23 protein-coding genes are annotated in these 24588 nt (G+C 73.1%); 17 read left to right on the top strand and 6 right to left on the bottom strand.

Annotated features, from left to right (window positions below):
- Window positions 1-83 precede the first annotated feature (83 nt).
- From AB0I21_RS27545 to AB0I21_RS27500, 10 genes are all read left to right on the top strand, one after another.
- Entirely contained in the window at window positions 84-1451 is a 1368-nt protein-coding gene (locus AB0I21_RS27545) for a TrpB-like pyridoxal phosphate-dependent enzyme (protein WP_360565388.1), read from the top strand.
- Complete coding sequence (locus AB0I21_RS27540; RefSeq protein ID WP_360565386.1) at window positions 1448-2428, top strand: DMT family transporter; 981 nt, start codon at window positions 1448-1450, stop codon at window positions 2426-2428. The genes AB0I21_RS27545 and AB0I21_RS27540 overlap by 4 nt, the downstream gene beginning before the upstream one ends.
- Window positions 2425-3867: an AMP-binding protein gene (locus AB0I21_RS27535; protein WP_360565384.1), complete on the top strand. Its 1443-nt coding sequence runs from the start codon at window positions 2425-2427 to the stop codon at window positions 3865-3867. The genes AB0I21_RS27540 and AB0I21_RS27535 overlap by 4 nt, the downstream gene beginning before the upstream one ends.
- A complete protein-coding gene (locus AB0I21_RS27530) occupies window positions 3864-4145 on the top strand; it encodes a hypothetical protein (protein ID WP_360565382.1) in 282 nt (93 codons plus the stop codon). Before AB0I21_RS27535 ends, AB0I21_RS27530 begins: the two co-directional genes overlap by 4 nt.
- A 4-nt stretch (window positions 4146-4149) precedes the next feature.
- Entirely contained in the window at window positions 4150-4524 is a 375-nt protein-coding gene (locus AB0I21_RS27525) for an ectoine synthase (RefSeq protein ID WP_344504715.1), read from the top strand.
- 1 nt (window position 4525) lies between these two features.
- Window positions 4526-5683, top strand: a complete 1158-nt coding sequence (locus tag AB0I21_RS27520; protein ID WP_360565380.1) for an acyl-CoA dehydrogenase family protein — start codon at window positions 4526-4528, stop codon at window positions 5681-5683.
- Window positions 5680-6351, top strand: coding sequence for a transglutaminase family protein (locus AB0I21_RS27515; protein WP_360565378.1), 672 nt, complete (start codon window positions 5680-5682; stop codon window positions 6349-6351). Before AB0I21_RS27520 ends, AB0I21_RS27515 begins: the two co-directional genes overlap by 4 nt.
- A gap of 98 nt (window positions 6352-6449) precedes the next feature.
- Window positions 6450-7454 (top strand): ATP-binding cassette domain-containing protein, encoded by a 1005-nt coding sequence (locus tag AB0I21_RS27510; RefSeq protein ID WP_360565376.1) that lies wholly within the window; start codon window positions 6450-6452, stop codon window positions 7452-7454.
- Window positions 7451-8236 carry an ABC-2 family transporter protein gene (locus AB0I21_RS27505; protein ID WP_360565374.1) on the top strand — a complete coding sequence of 262 codons (786 nt, stop codon included), beginning with the start codon at window positions 7451-7453 and terminating at the stop codon, window positions 8234-8236. The genes AB0I21_RS27510 and AB0I21_RS27505 overlap by 4 nt, the downstream gene beginning before the upstream one ends.
- Window position 8237: 1 nt before the next feature.
- Entirely contained in the window at window positions 8238-9023 is a 786-nt protein-coding gene (locus tag AB0I21_RS27500; protein ID WP_360565373.1) for an ABC-2 family transporter protein, read from the top strand.
- Here AB0I21_RS27500 and AB0I21_RS27495 read toward each other — a convergent pair.
- Window positions 9002-9682 (bottom strand): NUDIX domain-containing protein, encoded by a 681-nt coding sequence (locus AB0I21_RS27495; RefSeq protein WP_360565371.1) that lies wholly within the window; start codon window positions 9680-9682, stop codon window positions 9002-9004. The genes AB0I21_RS27500 and AB0I21_RS27495 overlap by 22 nt on opposite strands.
- A 79-nt stretch (window positions 9683-9761) precedes the next feature.
- On the opposite strand from AB0I21_RS27495, the gene AB0I21_RS27490 reads away from it, so the two are divergent.
- From AB0I21_RS27490 to AB0I21_RS27480, 3 genes are all read left to right on the top strand, one after another.
- The gene (locus AB0I21_RS27490) at window positions 9762-10877 is read left to right on the top strand and encodes an SPFH domain-containing protein (protein ID WP_360565369.1); all 1116 of its coding nucleotides are present in this window, start codon (window positions 9762-9764) and stop codon (window positions 10875-10877) included.
- Window positions 10878-11045: 168 nt separating this feature from the next.
- The gene (locus tag AB0I21_RS27485; RefSeq protein WP_360565367.1) at window positions 11046-11936 is read left to right on the top strand and encodes a hypothetical protein; all 891 of its coding nucleotides are present in this window, start codon (window positions 11046-11048) and stop codon (window positions 11934-11936) included.
- A gap of 26 nt (window positions 11937-11962) precedes the next feature.
- Window positions 11963-13021: a hypothetical protein gene (locus AB0I21_RS27480; RefSeq protein WP_360565366.1), complete on the top strand. Its 1059-nt coding sequence runs from the start codon at window positions 11963-11965 to the stop codon at window positions 13019-13021.
- Between the two features lie 107 nt (window positions 13022-13128).
- Here the strand turns inward: AB0I21_RS27480 and AB0I21_RS27475 are convergent, their stop codons facing one another.
- The 4 genes from AB0I21_RS27475 to AB0I21_RS27460 all read right to left on the bottom strand — a co-directional run bounded on the left by AB0I21_RS27475 (window position 13129) and on the right by AB0I21_RS27460 (window position 15880).
- Window positions 13129-13755, bottom strand: coding sequence for an FMN reductase (locus tag AB0I21_RS27475; protein WP_344504725.1), 627 nt, complete (start codon window positions 13753-13755; stop codon window positions 13129-13131).
- Window positions 13752-14840, bottom strand: coding sequence for an LLM class flavin-dependent oxidoreductase (locus AB0I21_RS27470; protein WP_360565365.1), 1089 nt, complete (start codon window positions 14838-14840; stop codon window positions 13752-13754). Before AB0I21_RS27470 ends, AB0I21_RS27475 begins: the two co-directional genes overlap by 4 nt.
- Window positions 14841-14970: 130 nt before the next feature.
- The gene (locus AB0I21_RS27465; RefSeq protein ID WP_360565364.1) at window positions 14971-15477 is read right to left on the bottom strand and encodes a shikimate kinase; all 507 of its coding nucleotides are present in this window, start codon (window positions 15475-15477) and stop codon (window positions 14971-14973) included.
- 34 nt (window positions 15478-15511) lie between these two features.
- Window positions 15512-15880: an Mth938-like domain-containing protein gene (locus AB0I21_RS27460; RefSeq protein ID WP_360565362.1), complete on the bottom strand. Its 369-nt coding sequence runs from the start codon at window positions 15878-15880 to the stop codon at window positions 15512-15514.
- 125 nt (window positions 15881-16005) lie between these two features.
- Here AB0I21_RS27460 and AB0I21_RS27455 point away from each other — a divergent pair, with 125 nt between their 5' ends.
- From AB0I21_RS27455 to AB0I21_RS27445, 3 genes are all read left to right on the top strand, one after another.
- Window positions 16006-19728 (top strand): BTAD domain-containing putative transcriptional regulator, encoded by a 3723-nt coding sequence (locus AB0I21_RS27455; RefSeq protein WP_360565360.1) that lies wholly within the window; start codon window positions 16006-16008, stop codon window positions 19726-19728.
- Window positions 19729-19786: 58 nt separating this feature from the next.
- A complete protein-coding gene (locus AB0I21_RS27450) occupies window positions 19787-21133 on the top strand; it encodes an FAD-binding oxidoreductase (protein ID WP_360565358.1) in 1347 nt (448 codons plus the stop codon).
- A gap of 97 nt (window positions 21134-21230) precedes the next feature.
- The gene (locus AB0I21_RS27445) at window positions 21231-22127 is read left to right on the top strand and encodes an acyl-CoA desaturase (protein WP_360565490.1); all 897 of its coding nucleotides are present in this window, start codon (window positions 21231-21233) and stop codon (window positions 22125-22127) included.
- Window positions 22128-22219: 92 nt separating this feature from the next.
- Here AB0I21_RS27445 and AB0I21_RS27440 read toward each other — a convergent pair whose 3' ends face one another.
- Complete coding sequence (locus AB0I21_RS27440; protein ID WP_360565357.1) at window positions 22220-22678, bottom strand: hypothetical protein; 459 nt, start codon at window positions 22676-22678, stop codon at window positions 22220-22222.
- 298 nt (window positions 22679-22976) lie between these two features.
- Between AB0I21_RS27440 and zwf the strand changes: the two genes are divergently transcribed.
- Window positions 22977-24497, top strand: a complete 1521-nt coding sequence (gene zwf / locus AB0I21_RS27435) for a glucose-6-phosphate dehydrogenase (protein ID WP_344504737.1) — start codon at window positions 22977-22979, stop codon at window positions 24495-24497.
- Window positions 24498-24588 lie beyond the last annotated feature (91 nt).

The following is a 24588-nucleotide window of genomic DNA, read 5'->3' as shown; positions in this document are numbered from 1 at the left end:
GGGGTTCGGTACTGACCATGAGGCATTCGCGGCGACCCCGAGGCATGGCCACCGCACCCCCGTAGCCCAGAGAGGCGGCCTCCATGGAGGCGGTACGTTTCGATCTCAGCCCCTCGGAGATTCCCGAGACCTGGTACAACATGGCCGCCGACCTGGACTACGTGGCGCCGGCGCTGAGCCCGGCGACGGGCGAGCCGGTGACGCGTGACGACATGCTGCGGACGATGCCGGAGGCGCTGGTCGACCAGGAGCTCAGCCGGGAGCCGGAGTTCGAGATCCCGGGTGAGGTGCGGCAGTTCTACGCGCAGTGGCGGCCCACGCCGCTGATCCGGGCCCGCAACCTGGAGAAGGCGCTGGACACTCCGGCGCGGATCTACTTCAAGTACGAGGGAGTGGGCCCGACCGGCAGTTTCAAGCCGAACTCGGCGATCCCGCAGGCGTACTACAACAAGCGGGCCGGCAAGTCGGGTCTGATCGCCGAGACCGGGGCCGGGCAGTGGGGCAGCGCGATCTCGTTCGCGGCGTCGCTGTTCGGCATGGCGGCCAAGGTCTTCATGGTGCGGGTGAGCTTCCAGCAGAAGCCGCACCACCGCTCGCTGATGCAGATGTTCGGGGCGAGCTGCACGCCGAGCCCGAGCACCGAGACCGAGGCCGGGCGCGCGGTGCTCGACGAGAACCCCGACTTCCCGGGCAGCCTGAGCGTCGCGAAGTCGGAGGCGTTGCAGGTCGCGTTCGCCGACCCGCGGTGGGGCTACACGCGCGGCAGCGCGCTGAACCACGTGTGCGCGCATCAGACGGTCATCGGCCAGGAAGCCATCGTGCAGATGGAACGGGCCGGCGACTACCCGGACATCGTGGTGGCGTGCGCGGGCGGCGGCAGCAACCTCGCCGGCCTGGCGTTCCCGTTTCTGCGCGCGCGGCTGCACGGCGGGCCGGACGTGCGGCTGATCGCGGCGGAGCCGGCGGCGTGCCCGTCGCTGACGCAGGGCCGGATCGCCTACGACTACTCCGACACCGCCGGGCTCACCTCGCTGACCCGCACGCACACGCTGGGTCACAGGTTCGTGCCGCCGCCCGTGCACGCGGGTGGCCTGCGGGCGCACAACATCGCGCCGCTGGTCAGCCGGGTGGTGGAGGAGGGCCTGATGGAGGCGGTCGCGTTGCGCCAGCGGGACTGCTTCGAGGCGGGGGTGCTGTTCACCAGGACCGAGGGCATCGTGCCGGCCCCCGAGTCGACGCACGCGATCCGCGCCGCGGTCGACGAGGCGCTGCGCGCCCGCGAGGAGGGCGTGACCAGGACGATCCTGTTCGGGCTCTCCGGGCACGGCAACTTCGACCTCAGCGCGTACGAACGGTACCTCGGCGGCACGCTCGCCGACGACAGCATCGACCCGCAGGCCCTGGAGATCGGGCGCGACAGCATCCCGGTGCTGGCCGGAGCGTCGTCGTGAAGGGGCTCAGCGCACTGCAGTTCCTCCTCCTCGGCGTCATCTGGGGCTCCAGCTACCCGCTGATCAAGCTGGCCGGTGAGGAGCTGAGCCCGGGCCAGCAGGTGCTGGGCCGCCTGGTCCTCGGATCGGCGGTCCTGGTGCTCATCGCCGCGGTGACCCGGTCCCGGCTGCCACGGTTCGGGTTCGTGTGGGTGCACATCACCGTGACCACCGTGCTCGGCATGGTCGCCCCGTTCCTGCTGCTGGCCTGGGGCGAGCAGCGCACCAGCGCCTCGATGGCCGGCGTGCTCACCGCGGCCACCCCGCTGCTGACCCTCGCACTGGCCACCGTGCAGCTGCGCAGCGAGCGGGCGACGGTGCGGCGCACGGCCGGGGTGGTCCTCGGGTTCGCCGGGATCGTGCTGGTGATGGCGCCGTGGTCCGAGCTGGGCGGCACGATCGGCGGCCAGCTGGCCTGCCTGGCCGTCGCCGGGATCTACGCCGCGCACGCCGTGTTCGTCCGCAAGTTCCTGTCCGACCGGGGCATCCCGCCGATCTCCTCGGCGACGGCCCAGACCCTCGTCGCGACGGTGCTGCTCGCCGTGCTGCAGCCGTTCCTCGGCTGGCACACCCCGTCGTCGGTCGGCTGGCACGTGGTGCTGAGCATCGTGTCGCTCGGCGTGTTCGGCACCGGCCTGGCGTACGTCCTCTACAACCGGCTGATCGCCGACATCGGCGCGACCGGCGCCTCCGCGGTGAACTACCTGGTCCCGTTCATCAGCCTGATCCTCAGCGCGGCGTTCCTCGGCGAGGCGATCACCTGGAACGTGCTGGTCGGCGGCGTGGTGATCGTGGCGAGCATCCTGCTCGGCGAGGACCAGCTGCGGCCCGGCGCCTGGCGGACCCCGTCCGGCGACGCGGAGTCACCGGACGAGAAGGAGCCGGGCGAGAAGGAGCCAGTCGCCCAGACCGCACCTGCCGGCCGGGAGGTCTCATGACCGGGCGTGCGCCGGCCGACGCCGTGTACGCCGCGGCCCGGCTCGCTCCGGAGCGCACCGCCGTGTCGTACCGTGGCGGCGGGACCACGTTCGCCGAGCTCGTAGCCGCGAGTGAGGCCGCCGTGGTGGCGCTGGACAAGCTGGACCTGCCGGCGGGGCAGCCGATCGCGGTCCACGCGGCGAAGTCGCCGCAGACCATCGCCCTCATCCTGGCCTGCTTCGCCGCCGAACGGCCGGTGCTGCTGCTCTCCGTCGACCTCGGCGCGCAGGTGGCCGGCAGCCTGGTCCAGCGGGCCGGGTGCGCGGGCGTCGCCGAAGCGACCGGCGACGGCGCCTTCGACTGGTCCCCGGCGCAGGTCCCGGCCGATGCGCCGGCCCTGCCGCCGGACACATGCCTGATGCTGACCACGTCCGGCTCGACCGGCGTACCGAAGATCGTGCCGCTACCCACGGCGGCCGTGGCCCGCTTCACCGGCTGGGCCGCCGGCACGTTCGAGCTGGGCGCCGGCACCCGGGTGCTCAGCTACGCACCGCTGAACTTCGACCTGAGCCTGCTCGACGTGTGGGCCACCCTCGGGCACGGCGGCACCGTCGTGCTCGTCGACCCCGACCGGGCGGCCAACCCCACCTACCTGCTGGATCTCGTCACCGCCACCCGGCCGCACGTGGTGCAGGCGGTGCCGATGTTCTACCGGCTGCTCGTGTCCGCAGCGGGCGGCGGGGGAGCGGTGCCGGACGTGCGGCACGTCGTGCTGACCGGCGACCACACGCCGCCCGCGCTGCGCGCCGCCCTGCCGGACCTGTTTCCCGCGGCGGTCCTGCACAACGTGTACGGCTGCACCGAGACCAACGACAGCTTCATCCACACGTTCGGCGCGGACGAGGCCCGGGACGGTGCGCCGCTGCCGCTCGGGGCGCCGCTCCCCGGCGTGCACGCGCACCTGGCCGGTGACGACGGGGAACCCTTCGACGGGCCCGGCACCGGCGAGCTGGTGGTGTCGACGCCGTTCCAGGCCGTCGGGTACCTGGCCGGCGACCGTTTCCCGGTCCGGGACGGCCACGCCTGGTACCGGACCGGCGACCTGGTCACCCGCGACGACCGCGGCCGGCTCGTGCTGGTCGGGCGCACCGACTTCCAGGTCAAGGTCCGCGGCGTGCGGATCAGCCTGGAGGAGGTCGAGCAGGTCCTGCTCGCCCACCCCGACATCGCCGAGGCGGCCGTGGTCGCGCTGCCCGACGCCGCGGCCGGGGCCAGGATCACCGCCGTCGTGCGCCCCCGCTCCTCCGGGCTGACCGGCCTGCAGGTGCGCACCTGGTGCGCGCAACGCCTCGCCCGCGCCGCCATCCCCGCGGTCTTCGACCTGCGCAGCGTCGCGCTGCCGGTCGGCGTCACCGGCAAGGTCGACCGCGCCCGCCTCAAGAAGGAACTGACCGTATGAGCACCCATCAGCGCGAGATCAGCGAGTACCTCGTCACGCGGTACCTGCCCGGGACCCCGGCCACGGAGCTGCCGGGCGACTACGACCTGCTCGACAACGGAGTCGTCGACAGCCTCAGCCTGCTGGAGCTGGTCGGCTGGGTCAGCGAGCGGTACGCCGTCGCCCTCGACCAGATCGACCTGAACCCGGACGACTTCCGTTCGGTGGCGGCGGTAGACCGCTTCATCGCCCGCAACACCCGGGTCCGCGACGCCGCCTCAGCGGCAGAGAAGGAGTGACTCCATGATCGTCCGGGACCAGAGCCAGGCCAAGACGGTCGACTGGGGCAACGGCCTGAGCCGCCGGTACCTGCTGGAGGCCGACAAGATGGGCTTCACCGTCTGCCACACGACGGTGCGCCCGGGCACCAAGTCGCGGCTGCAGTACCGCCGGCACCTTGAGGCGTGCCTGTGCATCCGCGGCACGGGGCGGGTGGTCACCGCGGACGGCCAGGAGTTCGAGATCACCCCCGGCGTCATCTACGCCCTCGACGCGCACGACGCGCACTTCCTGATCGCCGACCCCGACAGCGAGCTCGAACTGATCAGCGTCTTCAACCCGCCGCTGATCGGCGACGAGGTCCACTCGCTGGACTCCGACGAGTACTCCCAGTACTGAGATGGCCTGGTCCCGGGAGCAGCAGGAGCTGCACGACGCCGTGCTCGCGGTCGCCGCGACGCTGGGCACCGACCACGTCGAACGCGACGCGGCGGGCACCTTCGACACCGAAGGCTGGAAGAAGCTCGCCGAGCTGGGACTGTTCGGGCTGCCGTTCGCCGAGCAGTACGGGGGACTGGCCCAGGACCTGCCGACCACGATGTACGCGCTGGAGGCTCTCGGCACGGCGTGCCGCGACGGGGGCCTGAGCTTCTCGGCGGTGACCCACCTGGTCAGCACCGGGGTGGCCCTGCACCGGTTCGGCTCGGCCGAGCTCAAGCGGCGGTACCTGCCGGACGTCTGCGCCGGCAGCGTCATCGGGGCGCACGCCGTCACCGAGCCGGCGGGCGGCTCGGACATCACCCCGATGCGCACCACGGCGGTGCCCGACGGCGACGGCTTCGTCCTCAACGGCAGCAAGGCGTTCGTCAGCAACGGGCCGATCGCCGACGTCATCCTCGTCTACGCCCGCACCGGCAAGCTCGGCAACCCGGCCGCGATCAGCACGTTCCTGGTGCCGCGCGGCACCCCCGGGCTCAGCGTCGGCCAGCCGGTGGACAAGATGGGGCTGCGCACCTCGCCGCTGGCCGAGCTGTTCCTCGACGACGTCCGGGTGCCCCGCGCGCACCTGGTCGGCTCGCCGGGCGCCGGCCTGCTGATCCTCGACGCGGTGATGCAGTGGGAGATCCTCTGCGGCTTCGTCGTCAACCTCGGCGAGATGCAGCACCGGCTCGACCGCTGCGTGCGGTACGCCCGCACCCGGCGGCAGTTCGGCGGGCACATCGGCCGCTACCAGTCGATCTCGCACCGGATCGTCGACATGGGCACCGACGTGGAGACCGCTCGCATGTGGCTCTACGGGACCGCCCGCAAGCTGGCCGCCGGCGGCAACGTGACCACCGACGTCGCCCGCACCAAGCTGATCGTCAGCGAGAGCAACGTGCGCTCCGCCCTCGCGGCCGTGCAGATCTTCGGCGGCTACGGGTACACGACGGAGTACGGGCTGGAGAAGGAGCTGCGCAACTCGGTGTCCGGCACCATCTACTCCGGCACGTCGGAGATCCAGCGGGAGCGGCTCGCCGCCCTGATGGGCCTGCACCGCCCCTTGGACGTGTCATGACAGCGAACCCGACCGTGCTCACCCAACCGACGTTCTTCCTGGACCACGACCACCCCGCCGTCGCCGCCTTCGCCGGCAAGGCCCTGGCCGGCCTGGACGAGGGCGCCACCGATGTCGACAAGGCGGTCCGGCTTTACTACGCCGTGCGCGACGGCATCCTGTACGACGTCTACCACGCCGACCTGAGCCGCGCCGGCCTGACCGCCAGCGCCGTCATCGGCCGCGGCCGCGGCTTCTGCCTGCACAAGTCCATCGTGTACGCGGCCGTGGTGCGCGCGGCCGGCATCCCCAGCCGCATCACCTACGGCGACGTGCGCAACCACCTCGCCTCGCCGCGGCTGCGCGACCTCGTCGGCGGTGACGTGTTCTTCCACAGCCTGACCACGGTGCACCTGGACGGGCGGTGGGTCAGAGCCACGCCGGTGTTCAACAAGCTGCTGTGCAGGCTCTACGGGATGGCGCCGCTGGAGTTCGACGGCCGCGCCGACAGCCTCTACCACCCGTTCGACGGCGACGGCAACCGGCACATGGAGTTCCTCAGGTTCTACGGCGACTTCGACGACGTGCCGTACGACCTGGTCATCTCGACCATGCGCAGCAAGCACCCCAAGTTCCTGTCGAGCGCGGCCACGACCCCGTCCGGTTCGCTGATCGCCGAGGCGCCGTAGGGGCCACGGCCGGCATCACGGGGAAACAGCGACGGGCGCCACAGTCCACCGGCGGAAACGGGTTAATCCGGATCGCGAAGAAATACTACGCTCCGGCGATGGCACTTGTGGAGGCTCGAGAACTGACCAAGGTCTTCCGCAGGCCGGACAAGGATCCGGGGCTGCGGGGGGCCGTCAAACATCTCTTCGTGCGGCGGTTCGTGGACAAGACCGCCGTCGATCACGTCGACCTGACGATCGAGGCCGGTGAGGCCGTCGCGTACGTGGGGCCGAACGGCGCCGGGAAGTCGACGACCGTGAAGCTGCTCAGCGGGATCCTGATGCCGACCTCCGGTGAGGTCCGCATCGACGGGTTGTCGCCGCAGAAGGACCGGATCGCGATGTCGCACCGGATCGGCGTGCTGTTCGGGCAGCGGACGCAGCTCTGGTGGGACCTGCCGGTGTCGGAGTCCCTGTCGGTGCTGCGCGACGTGTACGGCATCGACCACGGCACGTTCCGCAAGCGCATGGCCAGGTTCGAGGACGTCCTGGAGCTCGGCGAGGTGCTGCCGGTCCTGGGCCGGAAGCTGTCGCTCGGGCAGCGGATGCGGGCCGACCTCGCCGCGGCGCTGCTGCACGACCCGCCGGTCGTGTACCTGGACGAGCCGACGATCGGGCTGGACCTCGCCGTGAAGGACCGGGTCCGGGAGTTCTTCCGGACGGTCCGCGACGAGGGCACCACGGTCATGCTGACCAGCCACGACCTCGGCGACATCGAAGGGTTCTGCCGGCGGCTGGTCATCATCGACGAGGGCAGGATCATCTTCGACGGGGACCTGGAGGCGGTGAAGGACGCGTTCGCCCGCGAGCGGATCCTCAACGTGCAGACGGAGACGGCGGTGCCGCTGGACGACGTCCGCGCCGCGCTGCCGGGCGCGACGATCGAGCCGGGCGAGACGCCGTTGCAGTTCGCGGTGCGGTTCGACCGGTTCGCGATGACCGCGGGACAGGTCGTCACGGCGCTCGCGCCGCTGGCGAACCTCGTCGACTTCGGTGTCGACGAGCCGTCCATCGAGGACGTCATCCGGCGGGTGTACAGCGGGGAGCTGGTGCTCCAGTCATGAGGCCGTACTTGGCACACGCGCGGGCCGCGGCGCTCAGCGCACTGGCGTACCGCGGCAACTTCCTGCTGTCCCTGGGCGGGGTCGCGTTCCAGCTGATCGCGCTGCTGGCGGTGTGGCGGGTCCTGCTCACCGACGGCCGGGTCGGTGGGTTCGACTGGCCGCACATGCGGGCGTACCTGATCGTCGCGTTCGCGTCCGCCACGCTGGTCGGCACGTTCGTGGACTTCCGGATGTCGCACCGGATCCGCTCCGGGCTCGTCGCGCTGGACCTGGTGAAGCCGGTGGACTACCAGCGGGCCCGGTTCGCCGAGACGGCCGGTGGGGTGTGGATCGAGGCCGTCGCCGTCGTCGTCATCGTCGCGATCACCGTCGCGGCCGGTGGGGCACTGGACACGCCGCCCGGGCCGATGCTCGCACTGTTCGCCGCCAGCATGGTCCTGATCGTGCCGTTGAAGTTCGCCGTGTCGTACCTGAGCACCCTAGCCTGCTTCTGGACGGAGAACTTCGTCGGTGTGCTGTGGGCCAGGCAGGCGCTGACCAGCCTGCTGTCCGGCGCGCTGGTGCCGCTCGCGTTCTTCCCGGGCTGGCTCGCGACCGCGGCGCAGTGGTCGCCGTTCGCCGGGCTCACCTCGACCCCGGCGCTGATCTTCATCGGGCAGGCGTCCGGCGGGCACGCGGTGCTGCTCGTCGTGGCGCAGCTCGGCTGGGTCCTCGCCATGTGGTTCGGTGCCCGTGCCCTGTTCCGGCGGGGGCTGCGCCGGCTGACCGTGAACGGGGGCTGACATGCGCACCATCCGGCTCTACGTGCGGCTGCTCGGCGCGCACCTGCGCTCGCTGCTGGAGTACGAGAGCGACTTCTGGATCATGATGGTCGGCACGGTCATCATGCAGGTCGTCAACGTCGTGTTCCTGGCGGCGATCTTCGCGAAGGTGCCGCACATCAACGGCTGGTCGTTCTGGGCGGTCGTGGCGATGTTCGCGATGGTGGCGATCGCCGAGGGCGTCGGCTCGCTGTTCTTCGAGGGCATGTGGAACCTGGCCTGGCAGATCAACCAGGGCGACCTCGACTACATGATGGTCCGCCCGTACCCGATCGTCCTGCAGGTCAGCAGCATGCAGATCGGGGTCAACGGCATGTCCAACATCGTCACCGGCGGGCTGATGCTCGGCTTCTCGGTCGCGAACCTCGGCATCGACTGGTCGGCGGGCAGGGTCGCGGGCGCCGTCGTCGTGCTGCTGTCCGCGATCGTCGTCAAGGTCGCGATCAACCTCGCCACGAACTCGGTCTCGTTCTGGATGCAGAGCCCGAGCCCGCTCTTCGCGTTCGCCGTGCACCAGGCCGGCGACCTGGCCCGCTTCCCGCTGTCCATCTACCCCCTCGCGCTGAAGGCGGCGCTGGGCTTCGCGCTGCCGTTCGCGTTCGTGAGCTTCTTCCCCGTCACGTTCGTGCTCGGCGGCAACTCGGCGTGGGTCGGGCTGCTGACCCCGCTCGTCGCCGCCTACTGCCTGGCGGTGGCGTGGTTCGTGTTCTCGCGCGGCCTGCGCCGCTACGAGAGCGCCGGCAACTGACCCTTCCGCAGCAGCGGAGGGTGGAGCACCGGGGCCGTCCCGCGCGTGAACAGCTGCGCGGGGCGGCCCCGCTCACCGGCCGTGCTGCGACCCGTCGCCGCCACGAACCCCTCGGTCGACGTGACCTTGCGGTGGAAGTTGCGCGGGTCCAGCCTGGTGGCCCACACCGCCTCGTACACCTGCCGCAGCTCGGCGATGGTGAACTCGGGCGGGCAGAAGGCGGCCGCGAGGGGTGTGTACTCGAGCTTGGCCCTGGCCCGCTCGACCCCGTCGGCGAGGATGCGGTCGTGGTCGAAGGCCAGGCCCGGCAGCCCTTCGAGGGGCACCCAGTCCGCGGCGGCGGCGTCGCTGCCGGCTCGCGGCGCCGGCGCGTCGGGCAGCAGCGCCAGGTAGGCGACGGTGACGACCCGCCCGCGCGGGTCCCGGCCGGGCGCGCCGTAGCTGCCGAGCTGCTCGAGGTGCCCGGCACCGCGCAGGCCCGTCTCCTCGACCAGCTCCCGCTCGGCGGCCTCGCCGAGGTCCTCGTCCGGCAGCACGAAGCCGCCGGGCAGCGCGTACCCGCCCTGGAACGGGGGGATCGCCCGGCGGATGAGCAGCACGCTGAGCGCGCCGTCGCGGATCGTCAGCATCACCAGATCGACGGTCACGGCGAACGTCATGTATTAATCACCACATTGACGAGAAAGGGCGACGACGGTTATCGTCAAGACGACGATAACTCATCCTGGGAGTGCCGACATGGCCGACGTGACCACCCGCTTCTTCCTGCGCCACCTGCGTGGCGCGCCGACCTCGTGGGTCCGCCACCACGTCAAGGGCAAGGTGCGGCACGAGGGCATCGGCCAGTCGTTCTACTACCGGCCGCTGACCGCCGTGCTGTCCGAGGTCCCCGTCGACGATCGCGAGCTGCCGCTGCTGTTCCACGCCCGCACCGCCGACTTCGCCGACGTCACGGTGCAGGCGACGGTCACCTACCGGATCAGCGCCCCCGACGTCGCCGCCGCCCGCCTCGACTTCTCCGTCGACCCGCGGTCCGGCGCGTGGCGCGGGCAGCCGCTCGACCAGGTGGCCACGCTGCTGGCCGAGCTCGCCCAGCAGCCCGCCCTGGACCTGCTGGCCCGGCTGCCGCTCACCGACGCCCTGACCGCCGGGATCGCGCCCGTCCGCGAGGCCGTCAGCGCGGCGCTCGGCGGCGACCCGCGCCTCACCGACACCGGCGTCAGCGTCGTCAGCGCCCGCGTCGTCGCGATCCGTCCCGAGCCCGACCTGGAGCGGGCCCTGCAGACGCCGACCCGCGAGGCGGTGCAGCAGGAGGCGGATCGCGCCACGTACGCCCGCCGCGCCCGCGCCGTCGAGCAGGAGCGCGCGATCGCCGAGAACGAGCTGCAGAACAAGATCGAGCTGGCCCGCCGCGAGCAGGCGCTCGTCGAGCAGCACGGCGCCAACGCCCGCCGCAAGGCCGAGGTCGACGCCGCCGCGGCGCTCGTCGCGGCCCAGGCCGTCGCCGAGCGCGAGCAGGTCGCGGCCACCGCGGCGGCCGAGCGCTCGAAGATCACGGCGCTCGCCGACGCCGAGCGTCTGAAGGTCACGGCGGCCGCGGACGCGGACGCCGACCGGGCTCGCACCGAGGCCCGGGCCGAGGGCGTCCGCGCCGTCGGGCTCGCCGAGGCCGAGGCGGAGGCCGCGCGCCTGGCCGCCTACCGGGACCTCGCACCCGGCGTCCTGCAGGCACTGGCGCTGCGCGAGCTCGCCGGCAACCTGCCCGAGATCGGCCAGCTCACCGTCACCCCCGACGTGCTGACCGGCCTCGTCGACCGCCTCGGCGGCGGCCGCTCCCTCGGCGGCCCGGCGTGACCGCCGTGTCGAGCCGGACGGTGATGGCCCGCCGCTGGTCCGCGCAGCACCGGATCCTGCGGCCCCGCCACCGCCGCCTCGTCCGCCGCCGCATCGTCTCATCAGGCACCGACTGAGCTGCGACCGTATTGGAAAGGGGCTCGTCATGAGCGCATGGGCAGGGCCGTCGTGAGCACGCTCGCGCCACGGGTGGTGCTGGTGTCGCGGCGCAGCGAGCTCGACGAGCTGCTCGCCCGGCACGGCACCCGCGCCGCCGCCGCGTACTTCCTGCGGCAGCGGGGCAGGGACCTCGACGAGGTCGCGGCCCGGCACGCGGCGCAGCAGGCGGCGCTCACCGTCGCCGGCGCGGCCGTCCCCGCCGACTGGCGGCGGGGGCACCTCGACCGGGGCGACCTGTCGCGGTTCCTGTTCTCGCCCGAGGACGTCGTCGTCGCCGTCGGGCAGGACGGTCTCGTCGCCAACGTCGCGAAGTACCTCGACGGTCAGCCCGTCATCGGGGTCGACCCGGCGCCGGACAGGAACCCGGGCGTGCTCGTGCGCCACCGGCCGCAGGCACTGAAACAGCTGCTGCGGGACCTGCCCGGCCTGCCGGCGCAGGAGCGCACGATGGTGTCCGCGGCGCTCGACGACGGCCAGGAGCTCCTCGGCCTCAACGAGGTCTACTTCGGGCACGTCACCCACCAGTCGGCGCGCTACACACTGTCCACATCGGACGGAGCGCGGGAGCGGCACTCGTCGTCGGGCGTCGTCGTCGGAACGGGTACCGGCGCCACCGGATGGTGCTCCTCGATCGCCCGGCAGTGGGCGGACGCGCCGGAGAGCCCGGGCCCCGGCGAGGCCGCCCTGACCTGGTTCGTGCGCGAGGCGTGGCCGTCGCCGGCGACCGGTGTCACCTTGACCAGTGGCCGCCTCGACGGTGCCGAGACCCTGGAGCTGGCGAGCGAGGGCGAGGGCCTCGTGGTGTTCGCCGACGGCCTGGAGGCCGACCGCCTGGAGCTGTCGTGGGGGCAGCGGGTCACGATCGGCGTCGCCGCCAGAAAACTGCGTCTCGTCATGTGACCTGTGGTGTGACACCATCTGCGGGCATGATCCGTGAACGGCTCCACGACCACGCGGTCCTGTTGCACCGCCAGGGCAAGGACGACCCGCTGCCCGCAGGCGGCGAGCCGTTCCCAGACGACCAGCGCCCGCGCACCGGCATCGGCCGCGACGCGCGGCGGGTCGGCGCGGACGTCGCCGCGATCCTCGACGCGCACTTCGCCTCGCCGGCCGCGGCTCCCAGGGCGCTCGTCGGGGCGTTCGACAAGGTGTACGTGCCGACCGCCGACAACGAACACGTCGCCGCCGCGGCGCTGCGGGCCGGGCGCAAGCGCGTCCGCCGGACCGGCCGGTGGCTGGTGCGCTTCGGCGTCGACCGGCGCGAGGTGGCCGTCGGCCTGGCGCTGCTCGGCACCGAGGCGACCACCTCGGACAAGGACATCGAGCTGATCCGCACGATCGGGCTGCTGTCCGCGGAGTTCGGCGAGCTCGCCGCCGAGTCGCTGCGCCACCGCGGCCCCGCCGGCATCGAGGCGCTGCTGTGGCTGGCCGCCCGCACCTCGGGCTGGGGCCGGGTCCACGCCGTCGAGGCCCTGTGCACCGTCGCCGTCCTGCCCGAGGTGCGCGACTGGCTGCTGCGGCACGCGTGCGCCGGCGACGACCTCGACGCGGTGACGGCCGGCGCCGTCGCGACCGCCGCGCACCTGCACGCCGCGATCATCGCCGACGAGGTGGACGACGCCCTGCTCGACCACGCCGGCGCGCTGCTACGGGCGATGGCCGACGGGTCCGGTCAGGGCATGACGCTCGCCGACTACCCGCCGGCGCGGTTCGTGCTGGCCGCCTACGCCCGTCACCTCGCGCGGCGCAAGCCCACCTGGGCCCGTTACGCCACCGCCGCCGTCATCGCCGACCGGATCGCCCACCTCGAGCCGGAGGACCTCGGCTGCACGAAGAAGGAGCGCGAGCGGCTCGTCGAGCGGTTCGAGAAGATCCTCCGCCAGCGCCGCTGGCAGGCCACCGTCCCGCGGCGCAAGGCGAAGAAGGCCAAGCCCGCCGCCACCCGGCGCCGGACCGCCCGGCGCCGGGGCAAGGCCAAGGGCTAGCGACCGCGCGACCCCGGCGCTTGCCCGGCCGGGGGCCTCAGTGATCGCGGGCCGTGGCCCGGGCCTTCGTGCGGGGCCGTGGCCCGGGCCTTCGTGCGGGGCCGGGCTCAGCGCCGCAGGTCGTCGGTGACCGCGCGGCCCTGGCCCGACAGCAGCGCGTCGAACGAGGTGGTCAGGGCGAACGGGTCGGCGACCACCGGCGACTCGCGCCGGCCGGCGAGCTCGGCCAGCTCGCGGCCGGCCCGGTCGATGCGCCGGTGCAGCGTCGCGTCGCCGCCGCCGGCCCAGTCCTCGGTCGCGGCGAAGACCGAGGTCGGCGCCACGACCGCGTGCAGGTAGGTGAACATGGGGCGCAGCGCGTGCTCCAGGGCGAGCGAGTGCCGGGCGGTGCCGCCGGTCGCGCCGAGCAGGACCGGCTTGTCGGCGAGCACGTCGTCACCGAGCACGTCGAAGAACGACTTGAACAGGCCGCTGTACGAGGCGTTGAAGATCGGCGACACGGCGATCACGCCGTCGGCGGCCGCGACCGCGTCGAGGACGTCCTTGAGCGCGGGCGCCGGGAAGCCGGTCAGCAGGTGGTCGGTGATCGCGTGCGCGTGGTCGCGCAGCTCCACCACCCGCACGTCGGTGTCCACCCCCAGCTCGCGGACGGTCGCGGCGGCGAGCCGGTCCGCGAGCAGGCGGGTCGACGACGGCTGACTCAGCCCGGCGGAGATCACCACGAGGCGCTTCACGCGTCCACCTTCGCGGTCTGCCGCGCCTTCAGGGACTCGTGGGTCGGGGCGTCCGGCACGTGCGCGGGCCGACCGACCGCGAACTCCTTGCGCAGCACCGGCACGACCTCCTCGCCGAGGATGTCGAGCTGCTCCAGGACGGTCTTCAGCGGCAGGCCCGCGTGGTCCAGGAGGAACAGCTGGCGCTGGTAGTCGCCCACGTACTCGCGGAACGACAGCGTCCGGTCGATGACCTCCTGCGGGCTGCCCACGGTCAGCGGGGTCTGCGCGGTGAAGTCCTCCATCGACGGCCCGTGCCCGTAGACGGGGGCGTTGTCGAAGTACGGCCGGAACTCCCGCTTGGCGTCCTGCGAGTTCTTCCGCATGAACACCTGCCCGCCGAGGCCGACGATGGCCTGGTCGGCCGAGCCGTGCCCGTAGTGCTCGAAGCGCTGCCGGTACAACCCCACCATCCGGGCAGTGTGCTCCTTGGGCCAGAAGATGTGGTTGGCGAAGAAGCCGTCGCCGTAGTACGCGGCCTGCTCGGCGATCTCGGGGCTGCGGATCGACCCGTGCCACACGAAGGGCGGCACGCCGTCGAGCGGGCGCGGGGTCGCCGTGAAGCCCTGCAACGGAGTGCGGAACTTGCCCTCCCAGTCCACCACGTCCTCGCGCCACAGCCGGCGCAGCAGCGCGTAGTTCTCCACCGCGAGGGCGATCCCGTTACGGATGTCCTGCCCGAACCACGGGTACACCGGCCCGGTGTTGCCGCGCCCCATCATGAGGTCCACCCGGCCGTCCGCCAGGTGCTGCAGCATCGCGTAGTCCTCGGCGATCTTGACCGGGTCGTTGGTCGTGATCAGCGTGGTCGCGGTCGACAGCTGCAGCGTCCTGGTCTTCGCCGCGATCCACCCCAGCATCGTGGTCGGCGACGACGGCACGAACGGCGGGTTGTGGTGCTCGCCGAGCGCGAACACGTCCAGCCCGACCTCCTCCGCCTTGAGCGCGATCGTCACCATCGCCTTGACCCGCTCCGCGTCCGTCGGCACCCGGCCGGTCGTCGGGTCCTGGGTGACGTCACCGACGGTGAACACTCCGAACTGCATCTCGCACGCTCCAAGCTCCTGGGTCTGACGCGCAGTAGAACATAGCTGCCGAGTCAAACATTCCGCCGGTGAACTATCGCACGCCTCACCGCCCCGCGATGTAACCGGCGACACCCTGTGCCGGCGGAGCCTAGGCCAGGAGGTGGGCGGTGTCCTGGTGGGCGGTGATGCGGATGAAGACGAGGTCCCTGCGTTCGGCGGCGGCCCGGGTGTAGCGGTCGCGGTAGACGTGGTGGCGGGTCCAGCACCAGCGCAGGAGGGACTTCTGGGGGTCGAGGCGGAAGAGGTTGCCGAGGTGCTCGCGGTTGCCGTTCCACAGCACCTGGCGGGTGACGCCGCGGCGGAGGGTGCGCCACAGGAGCTGGCGCATCACGGTGTGGCGGGGCAGGTCGAACCAGATGACGGTGTCGGCGCGGGCCCAGACGAGGTCGCGGACGGCGCTGTAGTTGCCGTCGATGACCCAGCCGTCGCCGTCGGCGAGCTCGCCGACCTGCTTGCGGAACGCGGTGACGTCGATCGGCTGCCAGCCGGGGAGGTGGTGGATCGCGTCGAGCTCGACGAACGGCACCCCGAGGCGCGTCGCGAGCGCCTTGCCGAGCGTCGACTTGCCCGATCCGGAGTTGCCCACCACCGACACCCGCCGCACCCGCTGCCCCCGATTCGCTCCCGGCTCAACACGTGCTGTGGAACAACCCGCCGACCGCCGCCGACCCCACCAGACTGTTATACACGTCGATGGCTTCCCGGGTCTCCGCCACATGTACCTCGATGCCGCGCGCCTCGAGGGCGTCGACCGTCGCGTCGGGGACGCCGAGCTGCTCGTCCATGCCGAGCGACAGCACGACCACCGTCGCGCCGTGCTCCAGGAGCTCCTCGACGTCGGCGACCTGGACGCCGGGGGAGTGCCGGGTGCCCGTCTCGCCCCAGTCCCAGGCCCGGCCGCCGCCCGGCCAGACCTTGAGGTCCTTCACCACGCCGACCTCCTCCACCTCGATCCTGCCCCAGCTCACATCCACGATCCGCGGCGAACGTGCCTGCATGACGGAAACCTCCCGATCCGGTGCCGCAACGACCAGCCTCGAAAGTACGCCAGACGGCTGAGGATGCGTCCGGGTGCAGCGCGGTACGTTGATCGCTCGGCACGGGTGCGGGCAGGGGAGGGTCGGTGCAGGTCACGCCGCTGTCCGGCAGGCTGTGGGTCAGTGTGCTCGGAGACATGACCGCGACGGTCGACGGGGAGGTCGTGGACCTCGGGGGGCGGCGGCAGCGGGCGGTGCTCGCGGTGCTGGTGGTCAACCGGGGCGACATCGTGCCCACCGACCGGCTCATCGACTGTGTCTGGAGCGGGCAGCCGCCGGCGAACGCGGCCGGGGCGCTGCAGGCGTACGTGTCGCACCTGCGCCGCCGGCTGGAGCCCGGTGCGACGGCCCGGGCGCGCGGGAACGTGATCGTGTCGCGGCCACCCGGCTATGCGCTGACCCTGGACGCCGGGGCGGTCGACGCGTGGCGCTTCGACCGGGGTGTCACCGAGGCGCTCGGCACCGCGGACCCGGCCGCGCAGCGGGACCTGCTCGAGGCGGCGCTGCGGCTGTGGCACGGGCCGGCCTACGCGGAGTACGCGGACGAGACCTGGGCGCAGGCGGAGGCGGCGCGGCTGCGCCAGCTGCGCGAGGTGGCGCGGGAGCAGCTGCTCGCGGCGCGGCTGGCGCTGGGCGACAGCGCGCTGCTGGTGCCCGAGCTGGAGGCGCTCGTCGCGGAGGAGCCGCTGCGGGAGCAGCGCTGGCGGTTGCTGGTCCTCGCGCTGTACCGCGCGCACCGGCAGGGCGACGCGCTCGCCGCGCTCCGCAGGGCCAGGCAGACGCTGTCGGAGCAGCTCGGCGTCGACCCCGGGCCGGCGCTGCGCGCGCTGGAGGCCGAGGTGCTCGCCCAGTCGGAGTCCCTCGACGCCCCGGCCGCACCGACCACGCCGGCAAGCCGGAGCACTCCGGCAGGCCACGGCACGCCGGCAGCACAGAGCCCGCCGGGAGAACGAGGCACGCCGGCAGGGGCGAGTGCCACGAGCGATCCGGTGACAGCAGACCCGGCGGGCGAGGGTGCGCCGGCCACCGGTCCGGCCGGCGTGGCGCCGAAGGTCGACCCGGTGGCGGTACAGACGCGGAAAACGCCGGACGAGCACCTTGTCGACCGGGACGCGGAGGTGGCCGAGCTGCGGATGGCGGCGGCCGACGCTTTCGGTGGGGTGCCGCGGCTGGCGATGATCGAGGGCCCGGCCGGGATCGGCAAGAGCCGGCTGCTCACGGAGGCGCGCAGGATCGCCGACGGGCACGGGGCGCTCACGCTGACGGCGCGCGGCAGCCAGCTGGAGAAGGAGTTCGGCTTCGGCGTCGTGCGGCAGCTGTTCGAGGCGCTGCTCACCGACCCGGCCGAGCGGGAACGGCTCCTGGCGGGCGCCGCCGCGAGCGCGGCGTCCGTCTTCGACCTCGCGGTGGACGGCGAGCGCGGCGACCACACGTTCGCGGCGCTGCACGGGCTCTACTGGCTGACCGCGAACGTCGCCGCGACCAGGCCCGTCACCATCGTCGTCGACGACCTGCAGTGGTGCGACACCGGTTCGCTGCGGTTCCTCGCGTACCTGGTGCGCCGCCTCGACGGGCTGCCCGTGCTGCTCGTCGCGACGTTGCGGACCGGGGAGCAGTACGACGACGAGACGCTGCTCGCCGAGCTGCAGCTGGACCCGGCGGCCGCGCCGGTGCGTCCCGGCCCGCTGAGCGCCGCCGGCGTCGCGGACCTCGTGCGGCAGCGGCTGGGCGACGGCGCCGAGCCGCGGTTCGTCGACGCGTGCCACCGCACCACGTCCGGCAACCCGCTGCTGCTGCGCCAGCTGCTGCGGGCCCTGGAGGCCAACGGCGTGCGGCCCACCGACGCGCACGCCGGCACGGTGACGGCGATCGGCTCGCGGGCCGTGTCCAGCATGGTGCTCATCCGGCTGCGGCGGATGCCGGCGGCGAGCACCGCCGTCGCCCGGGCCATCGCGGTCCTCGGCGACGGGGCGGGCCTGCCCACGATCGCCGCGCTCGCGGGCGTCGACGAGCCCACCGCCGCGGCCGCCGTCGCGGCGCTCGCGCGGGCCGAGGTGGTGCGGCACGAGTACCCGGTCGGGTTCGTGCACCCGCTCGTCCGCGACGCCGTCTACCAGGACCTGCCGCCCGGCGAGCGGCAGCTGCACCACGAGCGGGCCGCCCGCGTGCTCAGCGGGCTGTCCGCGGCGCCGGAGCAGGTCGCCGCGCACCTGCTGCAGATCCCGGAGCGCGCCGACCAGTGGGTCGTCGACGTGCTGCGGGCCGCGGCCGACACGGCGCTGCACCGGGGCGCGCCGGAGGGCGCCGCGACCTACCTGCGGCGGGCCCTGGCCGAGCCGCCCGCGCCGCCGCAGCGCCCGTCGGTGCTGCTCGCCCTCGGGCAGGTGGAGACCCTCAACGACGGTCCGGCGGCGATCGCGCACCTGCGGGCCGCGTACGACGACCCGATCACCGACCCGGTCACGTTCGCCGCGGTGGCACGGATGCTCATCCACACGCTGATCTTCGCCGGGCCCGAGGGGAACGCGCCGGAGTTCGCGCGGCGGGCGTCGGCGCGCCTCGCGGCCGGGTTCGTCGACGAGCGGCAGGGGATGCAGGCCCTGGAACGCATCGCCGCATACATGTACAGCGGTGCCCCGGACTCGTTCCCCGCCGAGGTTCCGGTGATCTCCGGCGACGGGCTCGGGGCGCGGATGCTCGCCGCGTGCCGCGCCTGGGAGCTGATGGCCCGCGGGGTGGACCTGGACGAGGCGGTGCGGCTGGCCCGGTTCGCGCTCGCCGACGGCATCCTCATGCGCGGCGACCCGGGGCTCTTCTGGGTCATCGCGGGTGTCGTGCTGGAAGGCGCCGACCAGGATCCCGGCACCCTCTGGGACGACGCGCTGACGCTCGGGCACACCCGCGGGTCGCTGTTCACCGTGCTCGCCGCGCACCTGTGGCGCGGGTGGCGGGAGTGGCTGCGCGGCGACCTGCCCGAGGCCTGCACCTCGCTGATCGCGGCCAACGAGCAGAGCCTGCGCTGGGGCGGCGCGCCCGCGCTCGGCATCTCCTACGGCGAGGCGTGCCTGGTCCGGGCCCTCGTCGACCGGGGTGAGCTGGCCGAGGCCCGCGCGTTCGTCGACGAGCACCGCGGCCGGCCGCGGGTCGGCGACGGGATCCGGCTGTTCCGGCAGGCCGAGGCGGCCCTGCTGATCGCCGAGGGGGCGTTCGAGCCGGCGCTCGCGCTGCTCGACGTGGGGGCGGCCGGCAACCCGCTGTGGTACGAGGAGGGGTCGCTGCGGGCCACCGCGCTGGCCGCGCTCGGGCGCTCGTCCGAGGCGCTTTCACTGGTGTCGGCGGATCTGGCGGGCATGCGGCGGTGGGGGGCGCCGCAGGGCGTCGGGCGGGCGCTGCGGGCCGTCGGGGCACTGCGGGGCGACCGGGCGGACCTCGTGGCCGCCGTCGAGCTGCTCGCCGGCACGCACGCGCGCCTCGAGCACGCGCGGGCGCTGTTCGCGCTCGGCGAGCTCGACCGCGACCCGGCGACGCTGCGCGCGGCGCTCGGCCTCGCCGAGGAGTGCGGCGCCGCCCCGCTGCGCGCCGTCGTCGCCGCCGCGCTCACCGGCCTCGGCGAGACCGTGCCCGCGGAGCCGTCCGTGACGCTGACCACCGGCGAGCGGCGCATCGCGTCCCTCGCCGTCGGCGGCGCCGACGACCGTGACATCGCGCAGGCGCTGTTCCTGACCCCGCACACCGTCAGCGACACGCTCGCCGCGATCCGCCGCAAGCTGGGCGTCACGACCCTCGCGGAGCTGCGCGCGCACGTCTGACGCAGGTCTCAGGTCTGCCGCAAGTTCGCTCCAAGGCCGCGGCCGCAGGGTGTACGCCATGACCACTGTTGCGAACTCACTGCGCGGCCTGTGCGGCGGCGCGGTGCACCTCCCGGGCGACCCGGGGTACGACACGGCGCGGACCCCGTGGAACGTCACGGTCGACCAGCGGCCCGCCGCCGTCGCGTTCCCGGCCGACGCCGACGAGGTCGCCTCGGTGGTCCGGGCCTCGGCCGCCGCCGGGCTGCGGGTCGCGGTGCAGAGCACCGGCCACAGCGCGGCGGCCCTCGGCCCGCTCGACGACGTGGTCCTGCTGCGCACGTCCGCGATGACGGGCGTCACCATCACCGGCGGCACCGCCCGGGCCGAGGCCGGCGCGCTGTGGATCGACGTGGTCGAGCAGGCCGCGCCGCACGGGCTCGCCGCGCTGCACGGCTCGGCGCCCGACGTGGGTGTCACCGGCTACACCCTCGGCGGCGGCCTCGGCTGGTACGCCCGCGCGCTCGGCCTGCAGTCGAACGCGGTCACCGCCGCCGAGCTGGTCACGGCCGACGGCACCCTGGTGCGGGCCGACGCCACCACCGAGGCGGACCTGTTCTGGGCGCTGCGGGGCGGCGGCGGCAACTTCGGCGCGGTCACCGCCGTCGAGTTCGACCTGTTCCCGGTCCGGACCGCCTACGCGGGGCTGCTCGCCTGGGACTGGCGCGAGGCCGCACGGGTGCTGCCGGTGTGGCTCGACTGGGCCGCCACCGCGCCCGACGAGGCGACGACGGCGCTGCGGCTGCTGCGGGTCCCGCCGATGCCGCAGCTCCCGCCGGCCCTGCGGGGCCGCGAGCTGATCGTGATCGACGGGGCCGTGCTCGGCCCCGCCGGCCCGTCCACGGTCGCCCCGCTGCGGGCGTTGCGGCCGTTCCTGGACACGTTCGACGACGCGCCGGCCGCGTCGCTGATCCGGCTGCACCTGGACCCGGAGGGCCCGACACCGACGGTGTCGAGGTCGGCGCTGCTCGGCGACCTGCCGCCCGCCGCCGCCGACGCGCTGCTGGCGGTCGCCGGCCCGGACTCCGGCACGTCCCTGCCCGTCGCCGCCGAGCTGCGCCACCTCGGCGGCGCGCTGGGGCGGCCGGCCCCGGGCGCCGGCGCGCTGCCGTCGCTGGACGGGTCGTTCGCGCTGTACACGGCCGGGATCGCGGCCACGCCGGCGATCGGCGCGGCGGCCGTGCGGGACGCCGCACGGGTCGTGTCGGCGATGGCGCCGTGGTCGACCGGCGCGCAGCTGCTGAACTTCGTCGAGGGGCCGACCTCGGTCCGATCCGCCTACCCGCCGGCCGTGTGGGACCGCCTGCGGTCGATCAGGGCGGCCGTGGACCCGTCCGGGCTGTTCGTCGCCAACCACGCCATCTGACCGTCGCCGACCGGCATTCTGGCGGTCGTCGATTGGCATCCTTCGCGCGGCGTGCCCGTCACCGTGGCCGCCTAGCGTGGCGGGCGTGGCACTTCCGATGCTGGCCGCAAGGCGCCCGCTGCCCGCGCAGGTGGCGGTGTACGCGTTCGTGACGGTGCCGTTCCTGGCGCTCGTCGCCGCCGTCCCGTTCGCCTGGGGCTGGGGGCTCACCTGGTTCGACGTCGCGCTCGCGGTGACCTTCTACACCGTGACGTGCCTCGGGGCGACGGTCGGGTTCCACCGGTACTTCACCCACGGCGCGTTCAAGGCCCGCCGGTGGCTGCGGATCACCCTCGCCGTCACCGGCAGCATGGCGGTGCAGGGGCCGATCCTGCACTGGGTCGCCGACCACCGCCGGCACCACGCGTTCGCGGACAAGGAAGGCGACCCGCACTCGCCGTGGCTCTTCGGCACCGGCCCGGCGGCGCTCGTGCGCGGCTTCTGGCACGCGCACCTCGGCTGGGTCCTCGACCGCGGCCTCACCAACCAGCAGCGCTTCGCGCCCGACCTGCTCGCCGACCGCGACATCCGGCTCGTGCACCGGCTCTTCGGCCCGCTGACGATCCTCACGCTGATCCTGCCGGCGGTCATCGGCGGCCTGGCCACGTGGACCTGGTGGGGCGCGGCGACCGCGTTCTTCTGGGCCGGCCTGGTGCGCGTCACGGCGCTGCACCATGTCACCTGGTCGGTGAACTCGGTCTGCCACATGATCGGCGAGCGGCCGTTCGCGGCGCGGGACCGGTCGGCGAACTTCTGGCCGCTCGCGATCCTCAGCATGGGCGAGTCGTGGCACAACCTGCACCACGCCGACCCGACCAGCGCGCGGCACGGCGTGCTGCCCGGTCAGATCGACGTGTCGGCGGCGCTGATCCGGCTCTTCGAGCGGGCCGGATGGGCATGGGACGTGCGCTGGCCCTCCGCGGAGCGCCTGGCCCGCCTCGCCGTCGCCAGGTAGCCGCCAGCTTTCTGGTTTACCGGTGGACGTCCTACAGCTGGATGTCCTACAGCTGGACGTCCTACAGTTGGACGTCCTACAGCTGGACGTCTTTACAGGTAGACGTCGACCCTGCCGTTGAACATGCCGTTGGTCTGGGTCGTCAGGCGCTGCGCGGCGTCGTTGGTCCGCTCGAACTGCAGGCGGGCGTCCTCCGCCCGCTGCCGCAGCCGGTCCTCCAGCCGCAGCTGGTCCTGGATCCGCTGCTGGTCCTCGAGCCGGCGGTCGTCCTGCAGCCGCTGCTGCTCGAGCCGGTACTGGTCGTCGCGGGCCTGCTGGAGGTCGTCGGCGCGGCGCTGGTCCTGACGCACCAGATCCTGGCGCACCGCCTGCTGGTCGTCGATCCTGCGCTGGTCCTCCAGGCGCTGGTCCTGCAGCCGCTGCTCCTGCGCCCGGTCCTGGGTCCGCTGGTCGTCCAGGCGCTGTTGGTCGACCAGATCGATCTGGCGGTTCTGTTGCACCTGGGTCGCGGTGAGACCGGTGGTGGTGGCTGCTACCGGTGTGATCGACATCGCGCATCCCCGTCCTGCGACACGATTACTCTCCGAATGCTCTTGACTACCTAAAGGTACCCGCCGGGGCGGCCCGTAACCAGCCGACCGCCTGGGTGGTGCCCAGTGTTGTTCCTGTGTTCGATGAGGGGCTTGTGTCCCGGTGGATGGGACGCCCGGCAGCGATCGAGGGTCATGCAAACGCTTGTAGGACCGTAGGGTGGGATCTGCGAGACGCCGGTCACGTTCTGGAATCGTTGCTGTGCGCGGCGGTTGACTCGTAATGTCACGGCGGCAGTCCGAGGAGAGGCGCGCATCCATGCTGAGCGACAGTGAGCACGTCACCATCCCGCAGGAGTCCGACGACCGGCACGCCCCACCGGCGACCGTCGTCATCTTCGGCGCCTCGGGTGACCTCACCCGGCGCAAGCTGATCCCCGCGATCGAGAGCCTCGCCAGGCACAACCGGCTCACCGAGCAGTTCGCCGTGGTCGGCGTCGCCCGGACGCCGATGGACGACGACCAGTTCATCCACGCCGTCCTCGGCGACCGCGGCCTGTCCGGCATGCCGCAGCTCAACGGCGCCGTGCGGTACATCGCCGGCGGCTACGACGACCCGGAGACCTACAAGCGGCTCGCCACCGTGCTCGACGACCTCGACCGCGACCGGGGCACCGCCGGCAACCGGATCTTCTACCTGTCGACGCCCGCCGAGGCGTTCCCGCTCGTCATCAACGGCCTCGCCGGCGCCGGCCTGCACCGGGCCCGCGAAGGGTCGTTCGCCCGGCTGGTCATCGAGAAGCCGTACGGGCACAACGAGGCCAGCGCGAAGCAGCTCGACACCACGGTGCACGCCGCGTTCGACGAGTCGCAGGTCTTCCGCATCGACCACTACCTGGGCAAGGACACCGTCCAGAACGTGCTCGCGCTGCGCTTCGCCAACGCCATCTTCCAGCCGATCTGGGACCGCACCTGGGTCGACCACGTGCAGATCACCGTCGCGGAGACGCTCGGCGTCGGCACCCGCGGCAGCTTCTACGAGCACGCCGGCGCGATGCGCGACATCGTGCAGAATCACGTGCTGCAGGTCCTCGCGCTCGCGCTGATGGAGCCGCCCGCGTCGTTCAGCGCCGAGGCGGTCCGCAACGAGAAGGTGAAGCTCCTGCAGGCCATCCGCCTGCCCAGCGGGCGGGCCATCGACGACATCGCGGTCCGCGGCCAGTACACGCGCGGCGGCTCCCGCGAGGAGCTCATGGCCGGCTACCGCGAGGAGCCCGGCGTCGACCCGCTGTCACGCACCGAGACCTTCGCCGCGCTGCGCCTCGACGTCGACAACTGGCGCTGGGCCGGCGTGCCGTTCTACGTCCGCACCGGCAAACGCCTGCCGAGCCGGGTCACCGAGGTCGCCCTGCAGTTCCAGCGCCCGCCGCACCTGCCGATCCCCAACCGGCAGCTGACCGAGCTCCAGCCCGACGCCCTCATCCTGCGCATCCAGCCCGACGAGGGCATCGCCCTGCGCTTCGGCGCGAAGGTCCCGGGCCACTCGTTCCGGGTCCGCTCGGCGAGCATGGACTTCTCCTACGACAAGACCTTCCGCGAGGAGTCCCCGGAGGCCTACGAGCGGCTCCTGCTCGACGCCCTCATCGGCGACACGACCCTCTTCATCCGCTCCGACGAGGTCGAACAGTGCTGGCGCATCGTCGACCCGATCCTGGAGCGCTGGGCCGAGGACACCGGCCCGATCCCGACGTACGAGGCCGCCTCCTGGGGCCCCACCGAAGCCAACCGCCTCATCGAACGCAGCGGCCGCGCCTGGCGCAACACTGTTTCCCGCCCGTAGCCTTCGGCTATAGCTCGCCTCCCCACCGCTGCCGCGGCGGGGCCCGCCGGGGGATTCTCACCCCGGACCCCCAATGCTCGCTGCGCTCGCA

This window comes from Dactylosporangium sp. NPDC050588 (assembly GCF_040654975.1).
Taxonomy (GTDB): Bacteria; Actinomycetota; Actinomycetes; order Mycobacteriales; family Micromonosporaceae; genus Dactylosporangium; species Dactylosporangium maewongense.
Note: the sequence above shows the minus strand (reverse complement) of the source record. Positions and strands in the feature narration are given on the sequence as shown.

Coding starts and splice junctions, on each gene's coding strand:
- AB0I21_RS27545 (WP_360565388.1), top strand. CDS start 84: ATGGAGGCGGTACGTTTCGATCTCAGCCCCTCGGAGATTCCCGAGACC.
- AB0I21_RS27535 (WP_360565384.1), top strand. CDS start 2,425: ATGACCGGGCGTGCGCCGGCCGACGCCGTGTACGCCGCGGCCCGGCTC.
- AB0I21_RS27530 (WP_360565382.1), top strand. CDS start 3,864: ATGAGCACCCATCAGCGCGAGATCAGCGAGTACCTCGTCACGCGGTAC.
- AB0I21_RS27525 (WP_344504715.1), top strand. CDS start 4,150: ATGATCGTCCGGGACCAGAGCCAGGCCAAGACGGTCGACTGGGGCAAC.
- AB0I21_RS27520 (WP_360565380.1), top strand. CDS start 4,526: ATGGCCTGGTCCCGGGAGCAGCAGGAGCTGCACGACGCCGTGCTCGCG.
- AB0I21_RS27515 (WP_360565378.1), top strand. CDS start 5,680: ATGACAGCGAACCCGACCGTGCTCACCCAACCGACGTTCTTCCTGGAC.
- AB0I21_RS27510 (WP_360565376.1), top strand. CDS start 6,450: ATGGCACTTGTGGAGGCTCGAGAACTGACCAAGGTCTTCCGCAGGCCG.
- AB0I21_RS27505 (WP_360565374.1), top strand. CDS start 7,451: ATGAGGCCGTACTTGGCACACGCGCGGGCCGCGGCGCTCAGCGCACTG.
- AB0I21_RS27500 (WP_360565373.1), top strand. CDS start 8,238: ATGCGCACCATCCGGCTCTACGTGCGGCTGCTCGGCGCGCACCTGCGC.
- AB0I21_RS27495 (WP_360565371.1), bottom strand. CDS start 9,682: ATGACGTTCGCCGTGACCGTCGATCTGGTGATGCTGACGATCCGCGAC.
- AB0I21_RS27490 (WP_360565369.1), top strand. CDS start 9,762: ATGGCCGACGTGACCACCCGCTTCTTCCTGCGCCACCTGCGTGGCGCG.
- AB0I21_RS27480 (WP_360565366.1), top strand. CDS start 11,963: ATGATCCGTGAACGGCTCCACGACCACGCGGTCCTGTTGCACCGCCAG.
- AB0I21_RS27470 (WP_360565365.1), bottom strand. CDS start 14,840: ATGCAGTTCGGAGTGTTCACCGTCGGTGACGTCACCCAGGACCCGACG.
- AB0I21_RS27460 (WP_360565362.1), bottom strand. CDS start 15,880: ATGCAGGCACGTTCGCCGCGGATCGTGGATGTGAGCTGGGGCAGGATC.
- AB0I21_RS27450 (WP_360565358.1), top strand. CDS start 19,787: ATGACCACTGTTGCGAACTCACTGCGCGGCCTGTGCGGCGGCGCGGTG.
- AB0I21_RS27445 (WP_360565490.1), top strand. CDS start 21,231: ATGCTGGCCGCAAGGCGCCCGCTGCCCGCGCAGGTGGCGGTGTACGCG.
- AB0I21_RS27440 (WP_360565357.1), bottom strand. CDS start 22,678: ATGTCGATCACACCGGTAGCAGCCACCACCACCGGTCTCACCGCGACC.
- zwf (WP_344504737.1), top strand. CDS start 22,977: ATGCTGAGCGACAGTGAGCACGTCACCATCCCGCAGGAGTCCGACGAC.